General features: G+C 67.1%; 17 protein-coding genes. 4 read left to right on the top strand and 13 right to left on the bottom strand.

All coding sequences use genetic code 11. The annotated features are described in order from the left end of the window. Positions 1–16: 16 nt before the first annotated feature. From ACGGKE_RS01380 to ACGGKE_RS01345, 8 genes are all read right to left on the bottom strand, one after another. Positions 17–2,059: a tetratricopeptide repeat protein gene (locus tag ACGGKE_RS01380; protein ID WP_394439417.1), complete on the bottom strand. Its 2,043-nt coding sequence runs from the start codon at positions 2,057–2,059 to the stop codon at positions 17–19. 4 nt (positions 2,060–2,063) lie between these two features. After that, on the bottom strand, positions 2,064–3,416 hold the full coding sequence (gene prsR / locus ACGGKE_RS01375; RefSeq protein WP_394439415.1) for a PEP-CTERM-box response regulator transcription factor: 1,353 nt from the start codon (positions 3,414–3,416) through the stop codon (positions 2,064–2,066). After that, positions 3,416–5,485 (bottom strand): XrtA/PEP-CTERM system histidine kinase PrsK, encoded by a 2,070-nt coding sequence (prsK, locus tag ACGGKE_RS01370; protein WP_394439413.1) that lies wholly within the window; start codon positions 5,483–5,485, stop codon positions 3,416–3,418. Before prsK ends, prsR begins: the two co-directional genes overlap by 1 nt. An 11-nt stretch (positions 5,486–5,496) precedes the next feature. Then, complete coding sequence (locus ACGGKE_RS01365; RefSeq protein ID WP_394439411.1) at positions 5,497–6,885, bottom strand: TIGR03013 family XrtA/PEP-CTERM system glycosyltransferase; 1,389 nt, start codon at positions 6,883–6,885, stop codon at positions 5,497–5,499. A gap of 153 nt (positions 6,886–7,038) precedes the next feature. Then, on the bottom strand, positions 7,039–7,278 hold the full coding sequence (locus tag ACGGKE_RS01360) for a hypothetical protein (protein WP_317515798.1): 240 nt from the start codon (positions 7,276–7,278) through the stop codon (positions 7,039–7,041). A gap of 49 nt (positions 7,279–7,327) precedes the next feature. Beyond that, a complete protein-coding gene (locus tag ACGGKE_RS01355) occupies positions 7,328–7,963 on the bottom strand; it encodes a sigma-70 family RNA polymerase sigma factor (RefSeq protein ID WP_394441662.1) in 636 nt (211 codons plus the stop codon). 115 nt (positions 7,964–8,078) lie between these two features. Next, positions 8,079–8,210: a hypothetical protein gene (locus tag ACGGKE_RS01350; protein WP_266102825.1), complete on the bottom strand. Its 132-nt coding sequence runs from the start codon at positions 8,208–8,210 to the stop codon at positions 8,079–8,081. Positions 8,211–8,299: 89 nt separating this feature from the next. Beyond that, positions 8,300–9,091, bottom strand: a complete 792-nt coding sequence (locus ACGGKE_RS01345; protein WP_394441658.1) for a response regulator — start codon at positions 9,089–9,091, stop codon at positions 8,300–8,302. A 34-nt stretch (positions 9,092–9,125) separates the two neighbouring features. Here ACGGKE_RS01345 and ACGGKE_RS01340 point away from each other — a divergent pair, with 34 nt between their 5' ends. Together ACGGKE_RS01340 and ACGGKE_RS01335 are read left to right on the top strand one after the other, a co-directional pair. Then, positions 9,126–9,602 carry a NepR family anti-sigma factor gene (locus ACGGKE_RS01340; RefSeq protein WP_394439408.1) on the top strand — a complete coding sequence of 159 codons (477 nt, stop codon included), beginning with the start codon at positions 9,126–9,128 and terminating at the stop codon, positions 9,600–9,602. Positions 9,603–9,690: 88 nt separating this feature from the next. After that, positions 9,691–11,199 carry a sensor histidine kinase gene (locus ACGGKE_RS01335; protein WP_394441655.1) on the top strand — a complete coding sequence of 503 codons (1,509 nt, stop codon included), beginning with the start codon at positions 9,691–9,693 and terminating at the stop codon, positions 11,197–11,199. Positions 11,200–11,202: 3 nt separating this feature from the next. Here ACGGKE_RS01335 and tgt read toward each other — a convergent pair whose 3' ends face one another. Next, positions 11,203–12,333, bottom strand: a complete 1,131-nt coding sequence (gene tgt / locus ACGGKE_RS01330) for a tRNA guanosine(34) transglycosylase Tgt (RefSeq protein ID WP_394439406.1) — start codon at positions 12,331–12,333, stop codon at positions 11,203–11,205. Positions 12,334–12,381: 48 nt separating this feature from the next. Beyond that, positions 12,382–12,561: a hypothetical protein gene (locus tag ACGGKE_RS01325; RefSeq protein ID WP_394439404.1), complete on the bottom strand. Its 180-nt coding sequence runs from the start codon at positions 12,559–12,561 to the stop codon at positions 12,382–12,384. 238 nt (positions 12,562–12,799) lie between these two features. Here ACGGKE_RS01325 and ACGGKE_RS01320 point away from each other — a divergent pair, with 238 nt between their 5' ends. Beyond that, entirely contained in the window at positions 12,800–13,753 is a 954-nt protein-coding gene (locus ACGGKE_RS01320; protein ID WP_394439402.1) for a crotonase/enoyl-CoA hydratase family protein, read from the top strand. Between the two features lie 12 nt (positions 13,754–13,765). On the opposite strand, the gene ACGGKE_RS01315 is transcribed toward ACGGKE_RS01320, so the two are convergent. Both ACGGKE_RS01315 and putA read right to left on the bottom strand, forming a co-directional pair. Continuing rightward, on the bottom strand, positions 13,766–15,748 hold the full coding sequence (locus ACGGKE_RS01315) for a putative bifunctional diguanylate cyclase/phosphodiesterase (RefSeq protein ID WP_394439400.1): 1,983 nt from the start codon (positions 15,746–15,748) through the stop codon (positions 13,766–13,768). A gap of 110 nt (positions 15,749–15,858) precedes the next feature. Next, positions 15,859–19,458 carry a trifunctional transcriptional regulator/proline dehydrogenase/L-glutamate gamma-semialdehyde dehydrogenase gene (gene putA / locus ACGGKE_RS01310; RefSeq protein ID WP_394439398.1) on the bottom strand — a complete coding sequence of 1,200 codons (3,600 nt, stop codon included), beginning with the start codon at positions 19,456–19,458 and terminating at the stop codon, positions 15,859–15,861. 98 nt (positions 19,459–19,556) lie between these two features. On the opposite strand from putA, the gene ACGGKE_RS01305 reads away from it, so the two are divergent. After that, on the top strand, positions 19,557–20,048 hold the full coding sequence (locus ACGGKE_RS01305; protein ID WP_394439395.1) for an Lrp/AsnC family transcriptional regulator: 492 nt from the start codon (positions 19,557–19,559) through the stop codon (positions 20,046–20,048). Here the strand turns inward: ACGGKE_RS01305 and ACGGKE_RS01300 are convergent. Continuing rightward, a complete protein-coding gene (locus ACGGKE_RS01300) occupies positions 20,032–21,264 on the bottom strand; it encodes an SGNH/GDSL hydrolase family protein (protein ID WP_394439393.1) in 1,233 nt (410 codons plus the stop codon). The genes ACGGKE_RS01305 and ACGGKE_RS01300 overlap by 17 nt on opposite strands. Between the last annotated feature and the right edge of the window lie 60 nt (positions 21,265–21,324).

The raw sequence follows: 21,324 nt of genomic DNA, 5'->3' as shown, positions 1-21,324 counted from the left end.
CGCTACGGCACGCGTTCTACAGCGCCCGTAACGCGTCGAGCGCTTCCTGCCGGCCGTTGAAGTCCCGCGCTGACGCGGCGCGATTAAGCGCCAGCCGCGCTTCGCCCTTTCGCCCCGCTGCCGCATAGGCCTGTCCCAGATGCATCTGCAGCGCCGGCGCCGACGGCGCGAGCGCCACCGCCTTTTCCAGCAGATCGACCGCCGCCGGCCCCGGCGCGTCGGTGCGCAGCAGCACCCAGCCCAGCATGTCGGCCGTTACCGGATTGCCGGGCATGAGCCGATAGCCTTGCCGCGCATAGGCGCGCGCGGCGGCGCGGTCGCCATTTTCCAGCGATACGCGCGCCAGCTGCGCCATCAGCAGCGCGTCATTGTCGCCCACCTGCGCCCGCACCGCGTGCAACAGCCGCCCCGCGGCGCGCCAGTCCTGCGCGTCGATCGCAAAGCCGGCCGCCAGCCGCAGCGCCTCCCGGTCGGCGGGATGCTGCGTCAGGAAAAGCTGCGTCACCTGCGCCGCGCGCGCGCCATTGCCCAGCCGGCTCCATGCGCTCGCCAGCCGCAACGCGGCGTCGCGATCGAACCGGATATTCGCCGCCGCTTCATAGGCGCGCACCGCCTCCCGCGCCTGACCCTGCGCCGCCAGCACATCCCCCAGGATCAGCCAGGCGGCCGGCGCGCCGGGATTGGCGCGCCCCAGCAGCCGCGCTCGTTCCAGCGCCTCGCCGCCCCGCCCCATGTTCAGCAAGGCGCGGATATAGGGGATGTTGTCGCGCGCGGTGGCGGGATCGGCCGGCGCCGCGCCGTTCGCCAGCGACGCATCGCGCGTGGTCGCGAAAATGTCGGCGGCGGGCCGCACCGGCCAGGCGGCGCGCGCCAGCATGTCGCTGGCCAGCGCCCGATCGCCCAGCGCCTCCTGCGCGCGCGCGGCCAGGGTCAGCACATAGGGATCGGCGTCCCGCTGCGCGACGATCGGCGCCAGCGTCGACGCCGCCGACGCATAGTCGCCATTGTCGTGAAAGGCGCGCCCCAGCAGCGTGCGCGCGATCCGGTTATGGGGCTGCGCATCGACCAAGGACGCCAGCGTCTCCGCCGCGAGCAGCGGATTGCCGTCCTGCAGATGCAGCACCCCGCGCAGCAGCTGCGTCGCAGGCTCTGCGTCGAGCCGCCCACCGGTGCGGTCCAGCAGCTTGCGGGCCAGGTCCCCCTGCCCCGCGCGCGCGGCCATCACCGCCTGCATCATCCAGGCGCGCGCATTGCCGGGGTCGATCGCCAGGATGCGGCGCGTCATCGCCAGCATCTGCGATGCCCGGCCCGCATCGGCCAGGGTCGCGGCATATTGCTCCAGCACCGGCACCCAGTCCGGATCGGCGGCCGTTGCCCGCTGGAACCAGGGCAGCGCGGCGGTCAGCCCATATTGGGCGCGCGTCAACTCGGCGCGCAGGCCCAGCGCGCGCGCATTGTCCGCATCCATCGCCACCGCGCGATCCGCCGCCGCAATGGCCCCGGCCTGATCGCCGATCGCCATGCGCAGCCGGCCCAGCTCCACCCAGTTGCGGACATCCCCGGCGTCCAGCGCCAGCGCGCGCTCCATTGCCAGCATCGCCGCGCGCGCATTCCCTTGCGCTAGCGTCGCCCGCGCGATGACGCGCGCCGCCGCCGCCGCGTCGCCTTGCGGCAGATCGACGGCCCGCGCCTCGCGCAGCGCTCCGATCAGGTCGCCCTGCAGGAACAGCGCCTGCGCCATCACGGCGCGCGTCGCCCCTGCTGCTTGCCCCAGCGCGCGGGCGCGCTCCGCCTCCGCCTGCGCGCCGGCGCCATCGCCCAGCTCGACCAGCACGCGCGCCTGCGCCGCGCGCGCCTCGGCATTGCGGGGATTGCCCTTGATCGCGTTCATCAGCTCGACTCGCGCGCTGCGCATATCGTCCTTCGCCAGCGCCGCCAGCCCGCGCTCCAGCGCGGCGCTGCCGTCGCGCTCATGCGCGCGCCATTGCCACAGCCCCGCCGCCGCCGCCAGCAGCAGGGCGATCAGTCCGGCGATCAGGAACAGGCGTGAACGCGCCATCGGGTCAGCCCTGCATCTGATATTGTTTCAGCAGGTCGTAAAGCGTCGGCCGGCTGATCCCCAGCATCCGCGCCGCGCCGGAAATATTGCCGTCGGTGCGCGCCATCGCCCGGCGGATGGCGCGGCGATCCGCCATCTCGCGCGCGGCCTTCAGGTTCACGGCCTCGCCATCGGCCGCGTCCTCGTCGAGGTCGAGATCGGCCGCGGTGATCAGCTTGCCGTCCGCCATGATCACCGCCCGCTTCATCCTGTTCTCCAGCTCGCGCACATTGCCAGGCCAGCTCCACGCGTCGAGCGCGGCGAGCGCATCGGGCGCCAGTCCCTTCACTTGCGGGTTCAGATCCTGCGCCAGGCGGTTGAGGAAATGCCGCGCCAGCAGCGCCGGGTCGCCCGGCCGGTCCTTTAACGGCGGGATGCGCACGACGATCTCCGCCAGGCGATAATAAAGATCCTCGCGAAACGCGCCGGACGCCGCCATTTCCTCCAGGTCGCGATGGCTGGCGCACACGATCCGCACGTCCGCGCTCGCCGGCGCATCGCTGTCCGCCGCGTCGATCCGGCGCTCCTGCAGGAACAGCAACAGCTTGGCCTGCATCGTCAGCGGCATGTCGCCGACCTCGTCCAGGAACAAGGTGCCGCCCCGCGCCTGCGCGATCCTGCCGCTCCCCGCCCGCGCGCCGCCGCCCGGCATGCCGCCGAACAGCTCCGCTTCCAGCAACGGCTCGGGAAGCGCCGCGCAATTGACGGTGACGAAGGGCGCGTCGCGCCGCGGGCTGGCGTCGTGAAGCCCTTCGGCGAGCAAGGCCTTGCCCGTGCCGCTGCCCCCCAGCAGCAGCACCGACACATCGGTATGGGCGACCCGCTCGATCGTGCGGGCGACCCGCGACATTTCCGGCGCACTCGTGATCAGCCGGCCCAGAACCTGCGCATCGGCGGGCGGGCTGTCGGCCAGCCGCGCATTTTCCTGCTCCAGCGCATGGACATGGAAGGCGCGGCGCACGATCAAGCCCAGTTCGTCGATGTCCACGGGCTTCTGGTAGAAGTCATAGGCGCCGCCGGCGATCGCCTCCAGCGCGCTGTCGCGCGCGCCATGGCCCGAAGCGACGATGATCTTGGTATCCGGCTTGATCCGCAGCATGTCGGCCAGCGTCGCGAAACCCTCGCTAGTGCCGTCGGGATCGGGCGGCAGGCCCAGGTCCAGCGTCACCACGTCGGGCGTTTCGGCGCGCAGCATCTCGATCGCTTCGTCCCGATCGCCCGCGATGAACAGCCGATAATCATCATAGGCCCAGCGCAATTGCCGCTGCAGGCCCGGATCATCCTCGACGATCAGCAATTTGGGGCGCGTGTCGCTCATCAGGCGGCCTCCTCATCGCTCGGGCATTGCCGCGCCGGCGTGGCGAGCGGCAGGCGCAGCGTGAAGCGGCTGCCGGCGCCGGGCTTGCTCTCCACCTCGATCCGCCCGCCCATCGCCTGGGCCAGCGTCCGCGCCTCATAGGCGCCCAGGCCAAAGCCGCCGGCCTTGCTGGAGGAAAAGGGCTTGAACAGCTCGCGCCGGATGAACTCGGCGCTCATGCCGCGCCCCTGGTCGACAATCTCCACCACCGCCTCCTGCCCCTGCGTCGACAGGCGCAGCATGACCGGGCTGCCGGCCGGGCTGGCGTCGATGGCGTTTTGCACCAGATGGACCAGTATCTGCTCGGTGCGCGCGGGATCGGCGAGCACCGGCGGCGCATCGCCCGCGACCGTCACAGGATGCTGGCGCGCGCGCATCTGCGCCACCTGCGCCAGCAGCGGGAGCAGCGGCATTGGCCGCGGCTCTTCCGCCCGGCCCTTGTTATGCTGCGACAGGCGCGCCAGCATCTCGTTCATCCGCCCGACCGATTCCTTCAGCGTCAGCACCATGTCGGCCCGGAAATCGGGATTGTCGGCATGTCGCTCGGCATTGCGCGCCAGCAGCGAGAGCTGGCTGACCAGATTCTTGACGTCGTGCATGATGAAGGCGAAGCGGCGGTTGAACTCGTCGAAACGCTGCGCGTCGGCCAGCGCCTGCTGGCCCTGCGCCTCGCTGATATGGCTGGCGGCCTGTCGCCCGGCGGCGCGCAGCATGTCGAAATCCTCCCAGTCGAGCCGCCGGTCGATCGGCGGCCGCGCCAGCAGGATCGCGCCGATCAGCCGGCCATAATGGATCAGCGGCGCCAGCACCCAGGCATCGCGATCATTCCTCACCCAGTCGGGCAGCGCCTCCACCTCGCCGGGCTTGCCCAGGTCGATGATCCATCCCTGCTCCAGCCGCGCCGCGACCGCGCCCGACAGCGTGGCTGCTTCCGGCAATTCGCCCGGCCAGCTCCATTGCGTCTCGAATGCCAGGCCGCCGGCATCGTCCCGCAGCAGCAGGATCGCGCCGGGCGACTGCGTGATGTCGGCCACGGCCTTCACGACGCGCTGGCCCAGCGGTGCGGGCTCCTCGCCCGGCCGGCCGATGGTTTCCCCAAAGCGCATCCATTCGGTGCGATAATCATAGCGATGCTGGAAGAAATGCTTGGCGACCTGCACGCGCCACAGCGCTTGCAGGCGCGGCGATGGCAACAGCACCAGCGCCGACACCGCAGCGAAGAACACCGCGCCGATCTCGATCAGCCGCGCATAGGGGCCGGCGATCATCTCGATCAGCACCGCCACCGCGACGATCAGCACGACGTAAAGGGCGATGGCGAAGGCCGACAGCGATTGCACCGTCAGCGTCCGCGACAGCTGAACGCGCCCGCCCAGATCCCGGCGCAGGCCGATCGCGATCACGCCGGCCAGCACCGCCATCAGCAGCCCGCGCAGGGCATAAAGCCCGGTCACGCGGGGCGGCGCGAAATAGCCGATCAGATAGAGCGTGAAATCATAGGTCCACATCGCCGCCAGCGCGCCCAGCAACAGCGCGACCCGGTCCCGCTCGCGCGCGGGCCAGGCGGTGTAGAGCTGATGCACCAGCAGCAGGCAGCCGATCGCCGTCATCATCCGCAGGATCAGCGTGCTGGTAATCAGCGCATCCTGCACATCGCGCGACAGCGACAATTGTCGCCAGCCAAGATCCGTGACCGTCTGGATCAGGACCAGCGCCGCGACCGCGGCATAGACGGCGACGACTGCGCCGATCGGCCCCTGCCGCCCCGCCGACGCGCGCCGCAGCATCACGAACATCGCCAGCAGCCAGGCCGCGTTGCGAATGCTTTCACCCAGCCCCGACAGCGGCTTGGACACGCCGCCGAACGACACATAGAGCGCCCAGGCAGACGTCAGCAGCAGCGCGGCGGACAAGGTGCGCAGTTCGGCCGCCTCCTGCCGCCGTCGCAGCAGGAATATGCCCAGCGCCGCGAACAGCACCGCCGCCAGTGCATGGCCCCAATCGCCGATGAATTGCAGCAAGACGGACATGGCCCCGCCCTTCAGCGCGCGCCGTCGGGCCAGAGAACGACCCGCACCGTCTGCAGCAGGATCAGCAGGTCCAAGAAGGGCGTGTAATTCTTGGCATAGTAGAGATCATATTCCAGCTTGTGGCGGGCATCCTCGATCGACGCGCCATAGGGATAGTTGATCTGCGCCCAGCCGGTGATGCCGGGCTTCACCATGTGCCGTTCGGCATAATAGCGCAGATGCTGTTCCAGATCCTCGACGAACTGGCGGCGTTCGGGCCGCGGCCCGACGAAGCTCATCTCGCCCTTCAGCACGGTCCAGGTCTGCGGCAGTTCGTCGATGCGCAGCTTGCGCAGCCAGTAGCCCAGGCGCGTGATGCGCGGATCGTCCTTTTCCGCCCAGACCGCCTGCCCGGCAACTTCGGCATCCTGCCGCATGGTGCGCAGCTTCACGATCCAGAATTCCTGGCCATATAGGCCCACGCGCTGCTGGCGGTAGAAGGCCGGCCCCTTGCTGTCGAGCTTCACCGCGATCGCGCCCAGGATGATGATCGGGCCGGTCAGGATCAGCAGGATCAGGCTGGCGACGATGTCGAACAGGCGCTTGGCGATGCTGGACAGGCGGCGACCAGCGGAAAAGCCGTCGGAAAAAATCAGCCAGCTGGGATTGACGCTGGCCAGGTCGACGCGGCCGGTTTCGCGCTCCAGGAAGCTGGACAGGTCGTTGACATGCACGCCGGTCGTCTTGATGCGCAGCAGGTCCGCCATCGGGACGGCGTTGCGCCGCTCTTCCAGCGCCAGCACTACCTCGCTCGCGTTCAGGCGCACGACGAAATCGGCCAGATTGTAGACGGCGTTGCGGTTGATCGCTTCGGCGATCACCTGCTCGCCATCATTCATGGCGATATAGCCGACCACCAGGAATCCAGATCCGCGACGGCGCTCCAGCTCGCGGATGCGGTTGGCGCGATTGCCCGCGCCCAGCACGACGAGCCGGCGCTTGAACGCCTCGCCGCCCAGCATCGACCCCAGCAGCAAGCGTATGAGCAGCAGCACGGCGACCGCCAGCCCCATGGCGTAAAGCGAATTGGAGCGCCACAGCGTGATGCCGGGCATCAGGAAATAAAGCACCGACAGGAAAATTACGCCCAACGACACCGCGACGAGCAGCCGCGCCAGCGCGAAACGGATCGACTGGAGCGATTCGGGGCCATAGACGCCTACCGCGATCATCGCAGTCTGGATCGACAGCGCGAAGCTCAAGAGCGGTGCCAGGCGCGACGTCAGTGGCTCCACATCCATACCGATCTGATGGGCGCGCAGCACCCATCCGCCCTCGGCCGCCGCCATCAGGAGCAGGAAGTCCAGCAGCCCCAGCAGCAGCACCGCGTGCGGCACATAATGTTTGAACAGCCTGATCATCGTTGCGCCTTGTCCAGCCATCACCAACAGCGGCCTGGCCCGTCGGACGCTCCTTACACCCTTTGTAAGGAAATCCGACGCTTGGGAACGGCTTGCACCAAAATCACCAAAAAATGCTGAATCGCGCGCATACACGCCTGCGCGCCGCCTTCGTCAGCGAGTCCGCTCCAGGTCATCGGCGGCGTTGCGCGCGGCATCGCCCATCGCCTGCACCGCATTGTCCGCAGACGCGGCGGCGTCGGTGACGGCATCGGCCTGCCGGTCCTGCCGCCGTTCATTGGTCAGATAGAAGAAACTGATTGCCAGGATCAGCGCGATGGCGACGAGCGCTAGGATCACGCCGCTATTGGATTGCGGCGGTTCTGGCGGGGGCGGTGACGGCGGATCGCGCATAGTCTCTCTCCTGCACGGAGAAGGACGCGATCCGGCCGAGCGGACGGGGTCAGTCGCCGGTGCCGCGTCCCTCGCCGCCGCGGCTCAGCCGATCGACATCGTCCATGATCTCGTCGAGCACGGCGCTGTCGGTCGTTTCCTGGGTGCGGCGGGATGGCAGGTCGCCATTCTCCAAAATCTGTTCCAGCGCGGCGCGGCCGCGCGCAACGCGGCTCTTGATCGTGCCAACGGCGACGCCGCAAATCTCCGCCGCTTCCTCATAGGCAAAGCCGCCCGCGCCCACCAGGATCAGCGCTTCGCGCTGCGGCTGGGGCAGCTGCAGCAGGGCCCGCTGCATGTCGCTTAGCTCGACATGCTTGTCCTGCCCGGCCGGCGCCGCGAGGATCCGATCGGCGGTCAGGTCGTCCCAATCGCCGCGGAAGCGCGACCGGCGCATCTGCGAGAGATAATGGTTGCGCAGGATAATGAAGGTCCAGGCGCGCATGTTGGTGCCAGCCTGGAAACGGGCACGAGCGGCCCATGCCTTCAGCAGCGTTTCCTGCACCAGATCGTCCGCCACGTCGCGATTGCCCGAAAGCGACCGCCCAAAGGCGCGCAGGTGCGGAATGACCGCAGTCAATTCCCGCTTGAAATCCGTATCCGACAGCGCAGCCCGCTCTTCCGATCCGGCAATGTCCTCATTCATGGGAACGACCCCCTTGCTGGCCGCCGCTCCTGTCGCCTGAACCGACATCGTCAAAGCCATAATGCGCCCATATCCTAACTTCTCAGTCTCTCAAGCCCAATCGCGAACCGATGTGTTACATCCACAGGACCAGCAACATCACGATCACGGCCAGCGCCAGCGATATGCCGAGCACATAGCGCACGACATTTTCGGTCGAACCGCCGCGCGCCTTGTCCGTCGCGACATGTTTTTCCTGATCGACCATGATCTCTCTCCCGATCGTTACGCTTCATTAACGCGACGTTCGACCGGGAGTTCCGTTGCCATGCAAAGGAAGGCGCAGGCCTGTGACGATCAGGCCGGCGCAGTGGCCTGATCGAAGAACAGGGCCTGCGAAATCGCCGCCTTGACGGTCGACCGCTGGAACGGCTTGGTGATGAGGAAGGTCGGTTCGGGCCGCTCGCCGGTCAGCAGCCGCTCGGGGAAGGCGGTGATGAAGATCACGGGCACGGAAATTTCGGACAGGATGTCCTTGACCGCATCAATGCCGCTCGAATCGTCAGCCAGCTGGATGTCGGCCAGCACCAGGCCGGGACGTTCAGCCATGGCTTCACGCACCGCATCCTCGCGCGTCACCGCGATCGCCGTCACTTCATGGCCCAGGTCGCGCACGATCGTCTCGATGTCCATCGCGATGATCGGCTCGTCCTCGATGATGAGCACCTTGGCGCGGGTCTGCGCCTCAATCTCGGTCAGCGCTTCTTCGACCAGCGCCTCGACATCGGACGGCTCCATGCCGATCAGATAGGCGACATCGTCAACGGTGAAGCCTTCCAGCGCGGTCAGCAGCAGCGCCTGGCGCGGCAGAGGGGTCAGCCGCGCGAGCCGGGCCTGCGCGATGGCTTCGCGGCCATCGCCGCCGGCGAAGGGCTCATCCTCCAGGTGCGAGGAGGACCAGATGGCATGGAAAGTGCGATAGAGGCCCAGGCGCGGATCGACATCAGACGGGAATTCCTCGGGGGCGGCGACGATCGCTTCCAGCGTGGCGCGCACATAGGCGTCACCATGCGTCTGGCTGCCGGTCAGCGCGCGTGCATAGCGACGCAGAAACGGAAGATGGGGGTGCAGTTTCTGTCCAAGCGACATCGTCAATTCTTCTCCCTGCCCGAAATCAGGCGTCGTGAACCCGGCCCCGAAAGGCGATTGGAAGGGAGGATGGAATGTCCATGCCGCATTGGCAAGCCCGCCCCCCGCTTCATCATGCCAAAACCGGCAGCGTCAAAAAAACGCCTTGGGGTCCGGAACCATCCACACGCGGATTTGTTTCGCAGCCACATGGTTTTTTCGACGATATCGTGATTTTCGCTTCGGTAGGGCGGGACGACGAATTGACGTGCCGCTTCTTTCCCGCAAATACGGGCGGACTGGCGTGACAGAGATTGCTTCAGAGGGGCAGATTTTGGTTTCTTCAACGACGGAAAAACGGTCGGCCGGCACCAGTGAGGGTAGCACCGGCGCGCCTTCGCCCGAAAAGGGACGCGGCGGCGGGCGGAAGGAACAGAATCAAGTCTCTCAAGCCTTGCGCACCGTCTATCAACGCGCCGTCGACGAAGACATTCCTTCGGAAATGCTGGACCTGCTGAGCAAATTGGACTGACTGTGTCATGATCGGGGGCAGCCATCCTCCGGCAGCCCAATCGCTGACCGCTTTCCTATTCCGTTTTTTCGGCTCGACCGGCGTCAAGATGTTCCTCATTCTGACGCTGGCGTTGCTGCCGCTCGGACTCATCGCGCTCGTCGCCTCGCTCCAGGCGATCGAGACCGCCGACCTGGAAAAGGAAGCGCTACTGCGGGTCGCCGTCAGCCAGAGCGCGCGCAAGCTGACCGCGGATCTGGAATCCGACCGCACCGCCCTGCAGCTCACCGTCAACAATCTGGCGGCCACCCCGTCGGACACCAGCATTTGCGACCGGCTGAACCTGTTCCTTGCCAAGAATGATCGCGACGGGGGCCGATACGCGATCTACGACCGGGCAGGCCGCGCCTTATGCGCATCCAACCCCGATTTTGCGCCCATCGTGCCGCCGCAGGAGCGCTTTGGCGGACCCACGGCGCAGTTGCTGGACGGCGCGCCCTATTTGCTGACCCGGGTGCGCAGCCACGATGACCAGTTGGTGGGCCTTATTTACTATTCGCGCGCGCATCTGGAAAGCGCCGCCGATCCCGCAACGGCTCTGCAAAATCGCCGGCTCAGCCTGCATGAAGGGCATCGACGCCTCGACCTCAGCCGGGCGCGCCCCTTCCCCGTCGGCACCGTCGGTCTCACGAGCCTGTCCGCCCCGCTCGAACCGCCCAATATCGTGCTCACCATGACCGTGCGCGATCCGCCCGAGACGCTGGCGCGCACCTTGTCGCTGTTCCTGCCGCTGGTCATGTGGTTCGCCGCCGCCGCGATCGGCTGGTTCGTCGTCAACCGCCTGCTCATCCGCCCGCTGGTGCTGCTGCGTCGCACCGTCGCGGCCTATCATCCCGGCGAAGTGCTGGAGCCGATGCGCCGGGTGCGGACCCCCGCGCGCGAGATCATCGCGCTGGGCGAAACCTTCCGCGAGATCAGCGAGGATGTCGCCACTCATGAAGCGGAAATGGCCGAGGGCCTGGAAACCCAGCGCAAACTGACGCGCGAGGTGCATCACCGGGTCAAGAACAACCTGCAGATCATCGCCAGCCTCATCAACCTCCATGCCCGCTCCGCGCATGAGCCCGAGGCGGTGGAGGCCTATGCCTCGATCCAGCGCCGGGTCGACGCGCTCTCCGTCGTCCACCGCAATCATTTCGCCGAGCTGGAGGAAAATCGCGGCGTCGGCGTGCGCGCGCTGATCAGCGAATTGTCCGCCAGCCTGCGCGGCACCGCGCCGGCCGAAGCGCGCCGCTTTGGGATCCAGATCGACTGCGACGACCTGCATATCAGTCAGGATGTCGCCGTGCCCATCGCCTTCCTCACGACCGAGCTGGTGGAACTGGCGATGCGCCTCGACCCGCGGGGGCGCATGCACATCTCGGTGCAGTGGCAGCAGGATGATCGCGCGCTGCTGGCGATCCAGTCGTCCGGGCTGCGGGAGTCGCCGACCATGAGCGCCTATCTGGACGATCGCTACGGCCGGGTGCTGACGGGCCTGTCCCGCCAGCTGCGCGCGCCGCTCGACCATGATGGCAAGGCGGGGCGCTACGCCATCGCCATTACCATCCTGCCCTGACGATCAGACGCGCCGGTAGTCGCGGCGGAAATCGGCGGCGAAGGTCGCGAAAGCGCCGGCGCTGATGGCGTCGCGGATCGCCTGCATCATCTGCTGGTAGAAATGGATATTATGCTGGGTCATCAGCATCGCGCCCAGCATTTCGCCCGCCTTCACCAGATGGTGCAGATAGGCGCGGCTCCAGGTCGCGCAGACCGGGCAGCCGCAGCGCGGATCGAGCGGCCCCAGATCCTCGTTGAACTTGGCGTTGCGGATGTTGAGCGGCCCGGCCCAGGTAAAGGCCTGGCCGTTGCGGCCCGACCGGGTCGGCAGCACGCAATCGAACATGTCGATGCCTCGCTCCACCGCGCCGACGATATCGTCGGGCTTGCCCACGCCCATCAGGTAGCGCGGCTTGTCGACCGGCAGCATGTCGGGTGCGAAATCGAGCGTGGCGAACATCGCCTCCTGCCCCTCGCCCACCGCGAGGCCCCCTACGGCATAGCCGTCAAAGCCGATCTCGATCAGCTTCTCGGCCGAAATGCGGCGCAGATTTTCATCCAGCGACCCCTGCTGGATGCCGAACAGCGCGGCGCGATCCGCATGTTCGCCGCCCGCATCGAACCCGTCGCGCGACCGCTTGGCCCAGCGCATCGATCGCTCCATCGACTGGGCCGCCTCGCCATGGGTGCAGCCATTCTTCGTGCACTCATCGAATGCCATCACGATGTCGCTGTCGAGCAGGCGCTGGATCTCCATGGACCGCTCGGGCGTCAGCATATGCTTGGACCCGTCGATATGGCTGGAAAAGGCGACGCCTTCCTCGCTCATCTTCGTGAGCGCGCTGAGGCTCATCACCTGATAGCCGCCGCTGTCGGTCAGGATCGGCCGGTCCCAGCCCATGAAGCCATGCAGCCCGCCCAGCCGCGCCATGCGCTCGGCGCCGGGGCGCAGCATCAGATGATAGGTGTTGCCCAGGATGATGTCGGCGCCGGTCGCGCGCACTTCGGCCGGGCGCATTGCCTTGACGGTCGCGGCGGTGCCCACCGGCATGAAGGCTGGCGTGCGGATTTCGCCGCGACGCATCTGGATCGCGCCGGTGCGCGCCTTGCCGTCGGTGGCGGCGATGGAGAAGGAAAAGCGGGGCTTCGTCATGCGCGGCGCTCTAGGATCGAATGGGCCGCGGCACAAGGATGGTGCGGGTCAGCCCGCCTTGCGCACGCCTTCGAACAGCAGCATCGCGTCGATATTGAACCCCTCGACCCGGCGATAGGGCCCGACGAAGCGCAGGCAGTCGGCTGACAGCCGCAGCGGCCATGGCGCGCCATTGCGGTCCTGCAGGGTCAGCGTCACAGCATCGGTAGGTTTACGCCGGTCGGTCATGGGCCTAGCGGTAAATGGTGAAGGTTAACAAAGCCCTGCCAGGTTCAGCTTAACGCACCGGGATCAACGCAGTTGCAGCATTTTTACCACAGCGGTTCCAAAAGCCGGCGCTTGAGGGCGACCCGCGCGCAACAGTTGCCGACAAAAATGGTTAAAGCCCTGTCAATCATGATGGCCTTGGCGGCATGATGGAGCCGAACCTGATCTGTTCATTCAGCATAGGAAAACGGGGCCGCAGATGATTGATTCGGGACGATTTACGCCGACACGAGACGAGGCCGAGCCCGTCTTTGAAGATCCGGTGACGGACGATGCTCTGCCGCCTGTCGAGAGCGCCGCTACGGAAAAGGGGCTTGCCCACGCCATCAGCCAGTCGACCCTGTTCGACCTGGGGCAGATCGACGTGCGTTGGGATGAGGAGCTTGCCACGCTCTGGGCGTTCATGACGCCGCATGAGCGCCCCAATTCGAATCTCGGCCTGATGCGCGACACCATGACTTGGCAGCGCGAAAGCCGCCGCGTGTTCGGCGAGAATGGCCCGCTCAAGTTCATGGTGCTCGGATCGCGCTTCCCCGGCGTGTTCAACCTGGGCGGCGACCTTGAGATGTTCGCCAACTGCATCCAGCGGCGCGACCGCGAAACGCTGCTCAAATATGGCGTCGCCTGCTGCGAGATCGTCGATCGCATCTGGCACTGCAACGACATGAACATCATCAATATCGGCCTGGCCCAGGGGGATGCGCTGGGCGGCGGGCTGGAAGCGCTGATGTGCTTCGACGTCATCATCGCCGAGCGACAGGCGCGCTTCGGCCTGCCCGAAGTGCTGTTCGGCCTGTTCCCCGGCATGGGCGCCTATTCCATCCTCCACCGCCGCGTCGGGCCCGTGCTGGCGCGCCAGATGCTGTCGGAGGGCCGCATCTACACGGCGCAGGAAATGTTCGACATGGGCATCGTCACCCAGGTGGTCAACACTGGCGAGGGCGAAGCGGCGACGGCGCAGTGGATTCGCGATCATAGCGCGCATCATTCTGGCTATGTCGGCATCAATCGCGCCGGGCGCCGCGTCCATCCGCTGACCCTTGCCGAACTGACCGACATCGTCGAGATGTGGACCGAAACCGCCCTGTCGCTGTCCGACCGCGACCTGCGCATGATGCGGCGCCTGGCCACCGCGCAGACGAAGCTGCGCTGACGACCAGCGGCGTCAGGCCCGACGACGGCGCGACGGAACCACTGGGTCGGGTCGCCCCGTCCCTTCCAGTGGCCCGGCCGCGATCATCTCGGCAATCTGCTCGGCCGGCACTGGCCGGCTGAACAGATAGCCCTGCACGTTGGTGAAGCCCGCTTCGCGCGCATGGCTCAACTGATCGGCGGTCTCGATCCCCTCCGCCACCGTATCCATCGACAGGTCGCGCGCCAGATTGCCGATGGCGCGCACGATCGCGCGATCCTCCGCATTCGCGCTCACACCCGCCATGAAGCTCTGGTCCACCTTCAGAGTGTCGAACCGGTAGGAGCGCAGATAGGAGAGCGAGGAATAGCCGGTGCCGAAATCATCCAGCGCCAGCCGCAGCCCGATGCGCTGCAATTCCCGCAGGATCGCATTGGTCTGGCCGCTATCGTCCAGAAAGATCGATTCGGTCACTTCCAGTTCCACTCGCCGCGCCGCGACGCCGGTTTCCAGCAGCGCGGCGATGACATTGCCCGACAGTTCAGGCGAACGCAGCGAGGCGGGCGAAATATTGACCGCAACACGGATATGCTCCGGCCAGGACGCGGCCACTTCGCACGCCCGCCGCAGCACCCAGCCGGTCATCGCCTCGATCAATCCGATATTCTCCGCGATCGGAATGAATTCCGACGGCGGGATCGGCCCCAGCACGGGATGCTCCCAGCGGAGCAGCGCCTCGCACGCCTCGATCTCGCCCGTGCCCAGGTCGACGATCGGCTGGAACAGCAATCGAAGCTCGTCCTCCGCCAGAGCGCGCCGCAGCCCGCTCTCGATCTCGTGCAGCCGGTTGAACCGCTCCTTGAGCGACCAGTTGAAGCTCGCCGACCGATTGCGCCCATCGCCCTTGGCCTCGTACAGCGCCAGGTCGGCATGCTGCATCAATTCTTCCATGTCGCGGCCATCCTGCGGCGCCACGGCATAGCCAACCGACGCCGTGACCTGCAGATGGTTCTCGCCCAGCTCAAATCCGTGGGCAAAGTAGGTCACGATTTCCTGCGCAATGCCGGCCGCCGTCACCCGGTCCGTATCGGGACAGACGATGACGAATTCATCACCGCCGAACCGCGCGATGCAGCCGCGATCCTGCACCACATCGGTCAGCCGCTCGGCCACAGCCCGCAACAGCTGGTCGCCCACCATATGACCCAGGCTGTCGTTGATCTCCTTGAACCGGTCGAGGTCAATCCACAGGATCGCCACAGCATCGTTGCGCTTGCGGTTGGCCTGGAAAATCTCGCGCAGGCGCGTCTGCATCGCCATGCGGTTTTCCAGGCCTGTCAGGCTGTCGAACCGGGCCAGGCGCTCGAACTTCTCGGCCAGCATCGACTTGTCGCGCTGGCCGATCAGCGCCTGAACGACGATGCGGTGCGTGGTGGAACTGATTTCAGCCAGGCCCATCACCATCATCACCATCGCCACCGACAGCACGCGATAGCCGGTCGATCCTTCGAGCCACAGCCCCAGAGCCGTTGGCAGCAGGGTCAGGCAAACCTGCCCGATGGCGATCTGCACCCGCCCTGCGTTGCGCCCGGAAATGCCGCCGGCATAGCCGGTCGCCATCGACACCGTCAGCATGTGAATGACACTGTTGCCTGATCCGATCAGCGACACGAACGCCATCAGCCCCAGCAGCCCGGCATAGACCCAGGCGCCCAGTTCATAGGCCAGTTCCCAGCCGCGCGACGCAACGGCGGTGCCATGCACCAGCTGGCGATGGAAGAAGATCGCCGACACGACCCGCAAGGTGGCGACGAGGCAGAGAGCGGCCACAACCGCATGCATCGCCAGCCCGTCCGACAGGCTGGCGACGACCAGACCGACCGCAACGCCGGTGATGGCGCCGATGGTCAGCGAAGCGGGCGATGCGTACAGCGATTCAATCAGGCTGGTGCGGACGTCGGCATCCTGCGACCGCCGTCTTGCGCGTCGTTCCAGCAAAGTTTTCAAAACGCGCAAAATGGCGGGTCTCCAATTTGCGCCGCTTTTCGCATTTTCCCTTTATTTTTTGGTTAACCGCTCATCCAATCTGAAGGCGGAAACAAAATATGGATCAAGCGCGTCGACGGTCAGCCGATCATCATCAGGCTGGCGTTGCCGCCCGCTGCCGTCGTGTTGATCGACGTCGAAACCTCCTCCAGCAGCCAGTCAAGGCAATAGCCATGGCCATGATCGTCGGCATGAACCGGCACGATCGGGCCCGGCATGTCCGCGACGCATTGCGCCGTCGCCGCGATCTTGGCCGCGTCGCCCTCGACCAGCGCCGCGGCGAAGGGGCCGTGCGCATCGGCCGTGAAGCAGGCGGCGACCTCCGCCGGCAGTCCCGGCGGCAGGGTCATGCCCTGGATCGCGCCGCAATTGCCGGTCGCCAGCACCGCCGCCATCTGGCGAAACAGCCCCTGCCGCGTCGCCGGCCGCATCAGGATCAGCCCGCGCGGATGCAGCGCATAAAGGTTGCGCTCGCCCACCGGGCCGGGCAGCGCCAGTTCGACGCCCAGCGCCGACGCGTCGCCGGTGCGCCGCGCCTCGGCCGCCGCCTCGCCATCGCCCTGCTGGTCCAGCCAGTCGGCAAAGCCATGGAGCGGCGAGCGCAAATGGCTGACCCGCGCGGCAAAGACCGGCGGCGTGCTCGCCAGTCGCCCCAGATAAAGCGGCCCGCCCGCCTTGGGGCCCGTCCCCGACAGACCGCGCCCGCCAAAGGGCTGCACCCCGACGATCGCGCCGATGACGTTGCGGTTCACATAGATGTTGCCGACCTTCACCCGGCTGGTCACGCGGGCGATCGTCTCGTCCAGCCGCGTATGCAGGCCAAAGGTCAGGCCATAGCCAGTGGCGTTGATCTGATCGACCAGCGCGTCCAGCCCGTCGCGACGGAAGCGCAGGACATGCAGCACCGGTCCGAAGATTTCGCGGTCCAGGTCGGCGATGCTGTCGATCTCGATGATGGTCGGCGGCACGAAGGTGCCATGCGCCGCTTCGTGCGGCAGCACGCTCTGCTCGACCGGCCGGCCGATCGCGCGCATCCTCGCAATATGAGCCTCGATGCCCTCGCGCGCCTCGGCGGTGATGACCGGACCGATATCGACCTTCAGCGCGTCGGTGCGGCCGATCCGCAACTCGGCGAGCGCGCCCTTCAGCATCGTCAGCGTCCGGTCGGCGACATCCTCCTGCAGGCACAGGATGCGCAGCGCCGAACAGCGCTGCCCGGCGCTGTCGAAAGCGGACGCGATGACGTCCGCCACCACCTGTTCGGCCAGCGCCGAACTGTCGACGATCATCGCATTCTGTCCGCCCGTCTCGGCGATCAGCGGGATCGGCCGGCCGGTGCGCGACAGGCGCGTGGCGAGTTGGCGCTGGATCAGCCGCGCCACCTCGGTCGATCCGGTGAACATCACCGCCGCCGTTTCCGGCGCTCCGACCAGCGCCGCGCCGATGCGGCCATCGCCGGGCAGCAATTGCAGCGCGTCGGCGGGCACGCCCGCTTCGTGCAGCAGCCGCACCGCCTCGGCCGCGATCAGCGGTGTTTCCTCGGCGGGCTTGGCCAGCACCGGATTGCCCGCGACCAGCGCCGCGGCCACCTGGCCCGTGAAGATCGCCAGCGGGAAATTCCACGGGCTGATGCACACCACCGGCCCCAGCGCCTGCTGCTGATGGCCAAAGGTCGTGCGCGCCTGCTGCGCATAATAGCGCAGGAAGTCGATCGCCTCGCGCACTTCGGCGATGGCGTTGGGCAGCGACTTGCCCGCTTCGCGCACGATCAGGCCCAGCAGGATCGGCATCCGCGCCTGCATCGCGTCGGCCGCAGCGTCCAGCATCGCGGCGCGTTCGGCGACCGGGCAGTTGGGCCAGCGCGATTCCGCCGCGCGGATCGCCGCAGCGCGCGCTTCCTCGGCGCTCGCTTCGGTGACGCGGCCGACGACGTCGCGATGGTCGGCGGGGTTGAACACGGTGCGCGCGGGGCCGGACGCGCTTTCGGGGGCTGCGGTCCAGCGTATCGCCGCGCTCTCGCGCAGCGCGTCGCCCAGCCGGGCGAGCACAGCTTCGTCGCTCAGGTCCAGACCGTCCGAATTGCGCCGGTCGGGATAGAGGTCGGCCGGCAGTGCGATCAGGTCATGCCGCGCGCCGGGATGCGGCATCGCCGTCACCATATCGACCGGATCGGCGATCATCTCCTCGATCGACACGGCCGGGTCGGCGATCCGGTTGACGAAACTGCTGTTCGCGCCATTTTCCAGCAGGCGGCGCACCAGATAGGCCAGCAACGTCTCATGCGTGCCGACCGGCGCATAGATGCGGCACGGCCGGTTCAGCTTCTCCGCGCCCACCACCTGCTCGTACAGTGGCTCGCCCATGCCGTGCAGGCACTGGAACTCATAATCGCCAATCGCGAAATCCGGCCCAGCGAGATGATAGATGCTGCTCAGCGTCTGGGCATTATGCGTGGCGAATTGCGGGAAGACGCGGTCGCGCGCCGCCAGCAGCTTGCGGGCGCAGGCGATATAGGCGACGTCGGTATGCAGCTTGCGGGTATAGACGGGGAAATCGGGCAGGCCCTCGACCTGCGCGCGCTTGATCTCGGCATCCCAATAGGCGCCCTTGACCAGCCGCACCATGATGCGCCGGTCGCTCCGCCGCGCCAGGTCGATGATCCAGTCGATGACGAAGGGGCAGCGCTTGCCATAGCCCTGCACTACGAAGCCCAGGCCGTTCCAGCCGGCAAGCTCCGGATCGGTCGCCAGGCTTTCCAGTAGGTCAAGCGACAATTCCAGCCGGTCGGCTTCCTCGGCATCAATGTTGAAGCCGATGTCGTAGCGCTTGGACAGCAGCGCCAGTTGCTTCACGGCGGGCAGCAATTCGCCCATCACCCGGTCCGCCTGCGCGCGGACATAGCGCGGGTGCAGCGCCGACAGCTTGATCGAAATGCCCGGCCCCGCATAGATGCCCCGCCCGGCCGACGCCTTGCCGATGGCGTGGATCGCCCGCTCATAATCGGCATAATAGCGCCTGGCGTCGGCGGCCGTGGTCGCCGCCTCGCCCAGCATGTCATAGCTGTAGGCAAAGCCCTTGGCTTCCATCTCCCGCGCGCGCTTCAGCGCTTCCTGGATGGTTTCGCCGGTCACGAACTGCTCGCCCATCATGCGCATCGCCAGGTCGACGCCGCGCCGGATCACCGGCTCGCCCGCGCGCGCGACCAGCCGCGTCAGCGCCGCGCCCAGCCCGCGATCGTCGACGCTGCCGACCAGCTTTCCCGTCACCACCAGGCCCCAGGTCGCGGCATTGACGAACAGCGACTTCTCGCCGCCCAGATGCGATCCCCAGTCGCCATCGGCGATCTTGTCGCGGATCAGCGCATCGCGCGTGGCCGTGTCGGGAATGCGCAGCAGCGCCTCGGCCAGGCACATCAGCGCCACGCCCTCCTGGCTGGACAGCGCATATTCCTGCACCAGCCCCTCGACGCCGCTGCCCTTGCGATTGGCGCGCAGCGCGGTCACCAGCGTGCGCGTGGTGCCGGCGATGGCGGCGCGCGTCGCGGCGGGCAAAGTCGCCGCGGCGATCAGGGGCGCAAGCGCCTCCGCCTCGTCGCGGCGATAGGCGGCGGTGATCGCCTGGCGCAGCGGCGTCGGCTGGCGAATGGCGGGGGCGAACTGGGCGAAGGGCTGGTCGGTCATGGACGCAGAATAATCGCAAACGCCGGTTCGTTCCGCCCTAAGATCGGCTCAGATCAAGCCGAAGTGACTTATTGAAGCCGCCCTGCTAGGCGAAAGGCATGACAAACAAGCCTGCCTCAGTCGAAATGGATGAGTTCGATCGCCGCATCATCGCCGCGCTGGTGGAGGATGGCCGCATGACCGTCACCGATCTCGCCGCCGCCGTCGGCCTGTCCAAGACCCCCTGTCAGGTGCGACTGAAGCGGCTGCAGCAGGCTGGCGTCATCCGCGGTTTTCGCGCCATCGTCGATCCCGCCAAGCTCGGCCTCGACCATATCGCCTTCACCGAAGTGAAGCTGTCCGACACGCGCGAGGCGGCGCTGCGCGAATTCAACGCCGCCGTCCGCCGCATCCCGGAGGTCGAGGAATGCCATATGCTGGCCAGCAATTTCGACTATCTGCTCAAGGTCCGCACCGCCGACATCCGCCGCTACCGCATGGTGCTGGGCGAAAAGATCAGCGCCCTGCCCCATGTCGCCAGCACCTCCACCTTCGTGGCGATGGAAACGGTGATGGAGGCCGGGCACAGGCGCATCAGTCGAAAAGGCTGAGCGGAACCGCCTCCCCCATCGCCTTGTAACCCTTTGGGGAAGGATGCAGCGCATCGCCATCGTCATAAGCGGGCAGCAGCCGTTCGGGCCGCGCGGGATCGCGCATCACCCGGTCGAAATCCACCACCGCGTCGAAATGGCCCGGCGTCCTGATCCACGCGTTGACCGCCTGCCTGTCGGCTTCGTTGTCGGCATCGGCATGATAATAATCATTGCCGACCAAGGGCATGATCGTCCCGCCGATCACCTTGATCCCCTTGGCATGGGCGCGGGCGATGATCTGGCGGTAGGCGCCGATGATGCGCGCGACATGGGCAGCATGGTCCGCCTTGCTGACGGGCGCGTCGCGCGTCAGCGTGCCCAGGTCGTTGATCCCTTCCAGCAAGATCATGTGCGTCACCCCCGGTTGCGCCAGCACGTCGCGGTCCAGCCGCGCCAGCGCATTGGGGCCCAGCCCAGCGTTCAGCAGGCGGTTGCCGCCTATTCCCTGGTTGACGATGGCGATGCCGCGCCGGGCGGGATCGGCCTGCAACCGCTCGGCCAGCACATCGGTCCAGCGGTCATTGCCGTTGGTGGTCGATCCCTTGCCGTCGGTGATGGAATCGCCCAGCGCCACGATCAGCCTGACGGGCGCGCAGCGCTCCACTTCCAGCGCGGCAAGGTTGAACCAATGGTCGAAATGCGCCGCACCCGCCATCGCCGCATCGTCCAGATGGTCGCCCGCCATATGCCATGACGTGGCGCGCGATCCGGGATGGGACGTCTGTTCCGGCTCGCCATCATAGCGGATCGAGATCGCGATATTGTCCAGCGCCCTGGCCGGCATCGCCACCGGATCGGACAGATAGTCGGCTCCGGCGGGAATGATCACGTCCGCCTTGCCATCGAAGCGCAGCGGCACGCGCGTCGCAGGATCGATCGCGGGCGATCCCGCTCCCTTCGCTCGCGCGATGCTGGCGCCCGCGATCCGCAGCGGCGCGCCGCCGGCCAGGTTCGAAAGCCGCACCCGCAGGCGATCGCCGGCGACCGAGGGCCGCACGATCTGCCGCAGCGTCCGGTCGCGCAGCGTGCCCTCCGGCAGCGCCGCGTCGCCGGTCGGCTGAAATTGCGACGAAGCCCAACCCGAAACCCAGGCGGGGGAGCAGCCCTGCGCGTGCGCGGCGGGCGCGGCCATCATCAACAGCGGAAGGAGGAGAGCGGGCAAGCGGCGCATCATCAGCCTTTCAAAACAGAAGCTCGGACGGGACAAGGGCTGGCCCCATCCAGCCGAAAGAAA

Source organism: Sphingobium naphthae, assembly GCF_043589935.1.
Lineage (GTDB): Bacteria > Pseudomonadota > Alphaproteobacteria > Sphingomonadales > Sphingomonadaceae > Sphingobium > Sphingobium naphthae_A.
This window is presented reverse-complemented; position numbering and strand designations above follow the sequence as displayed.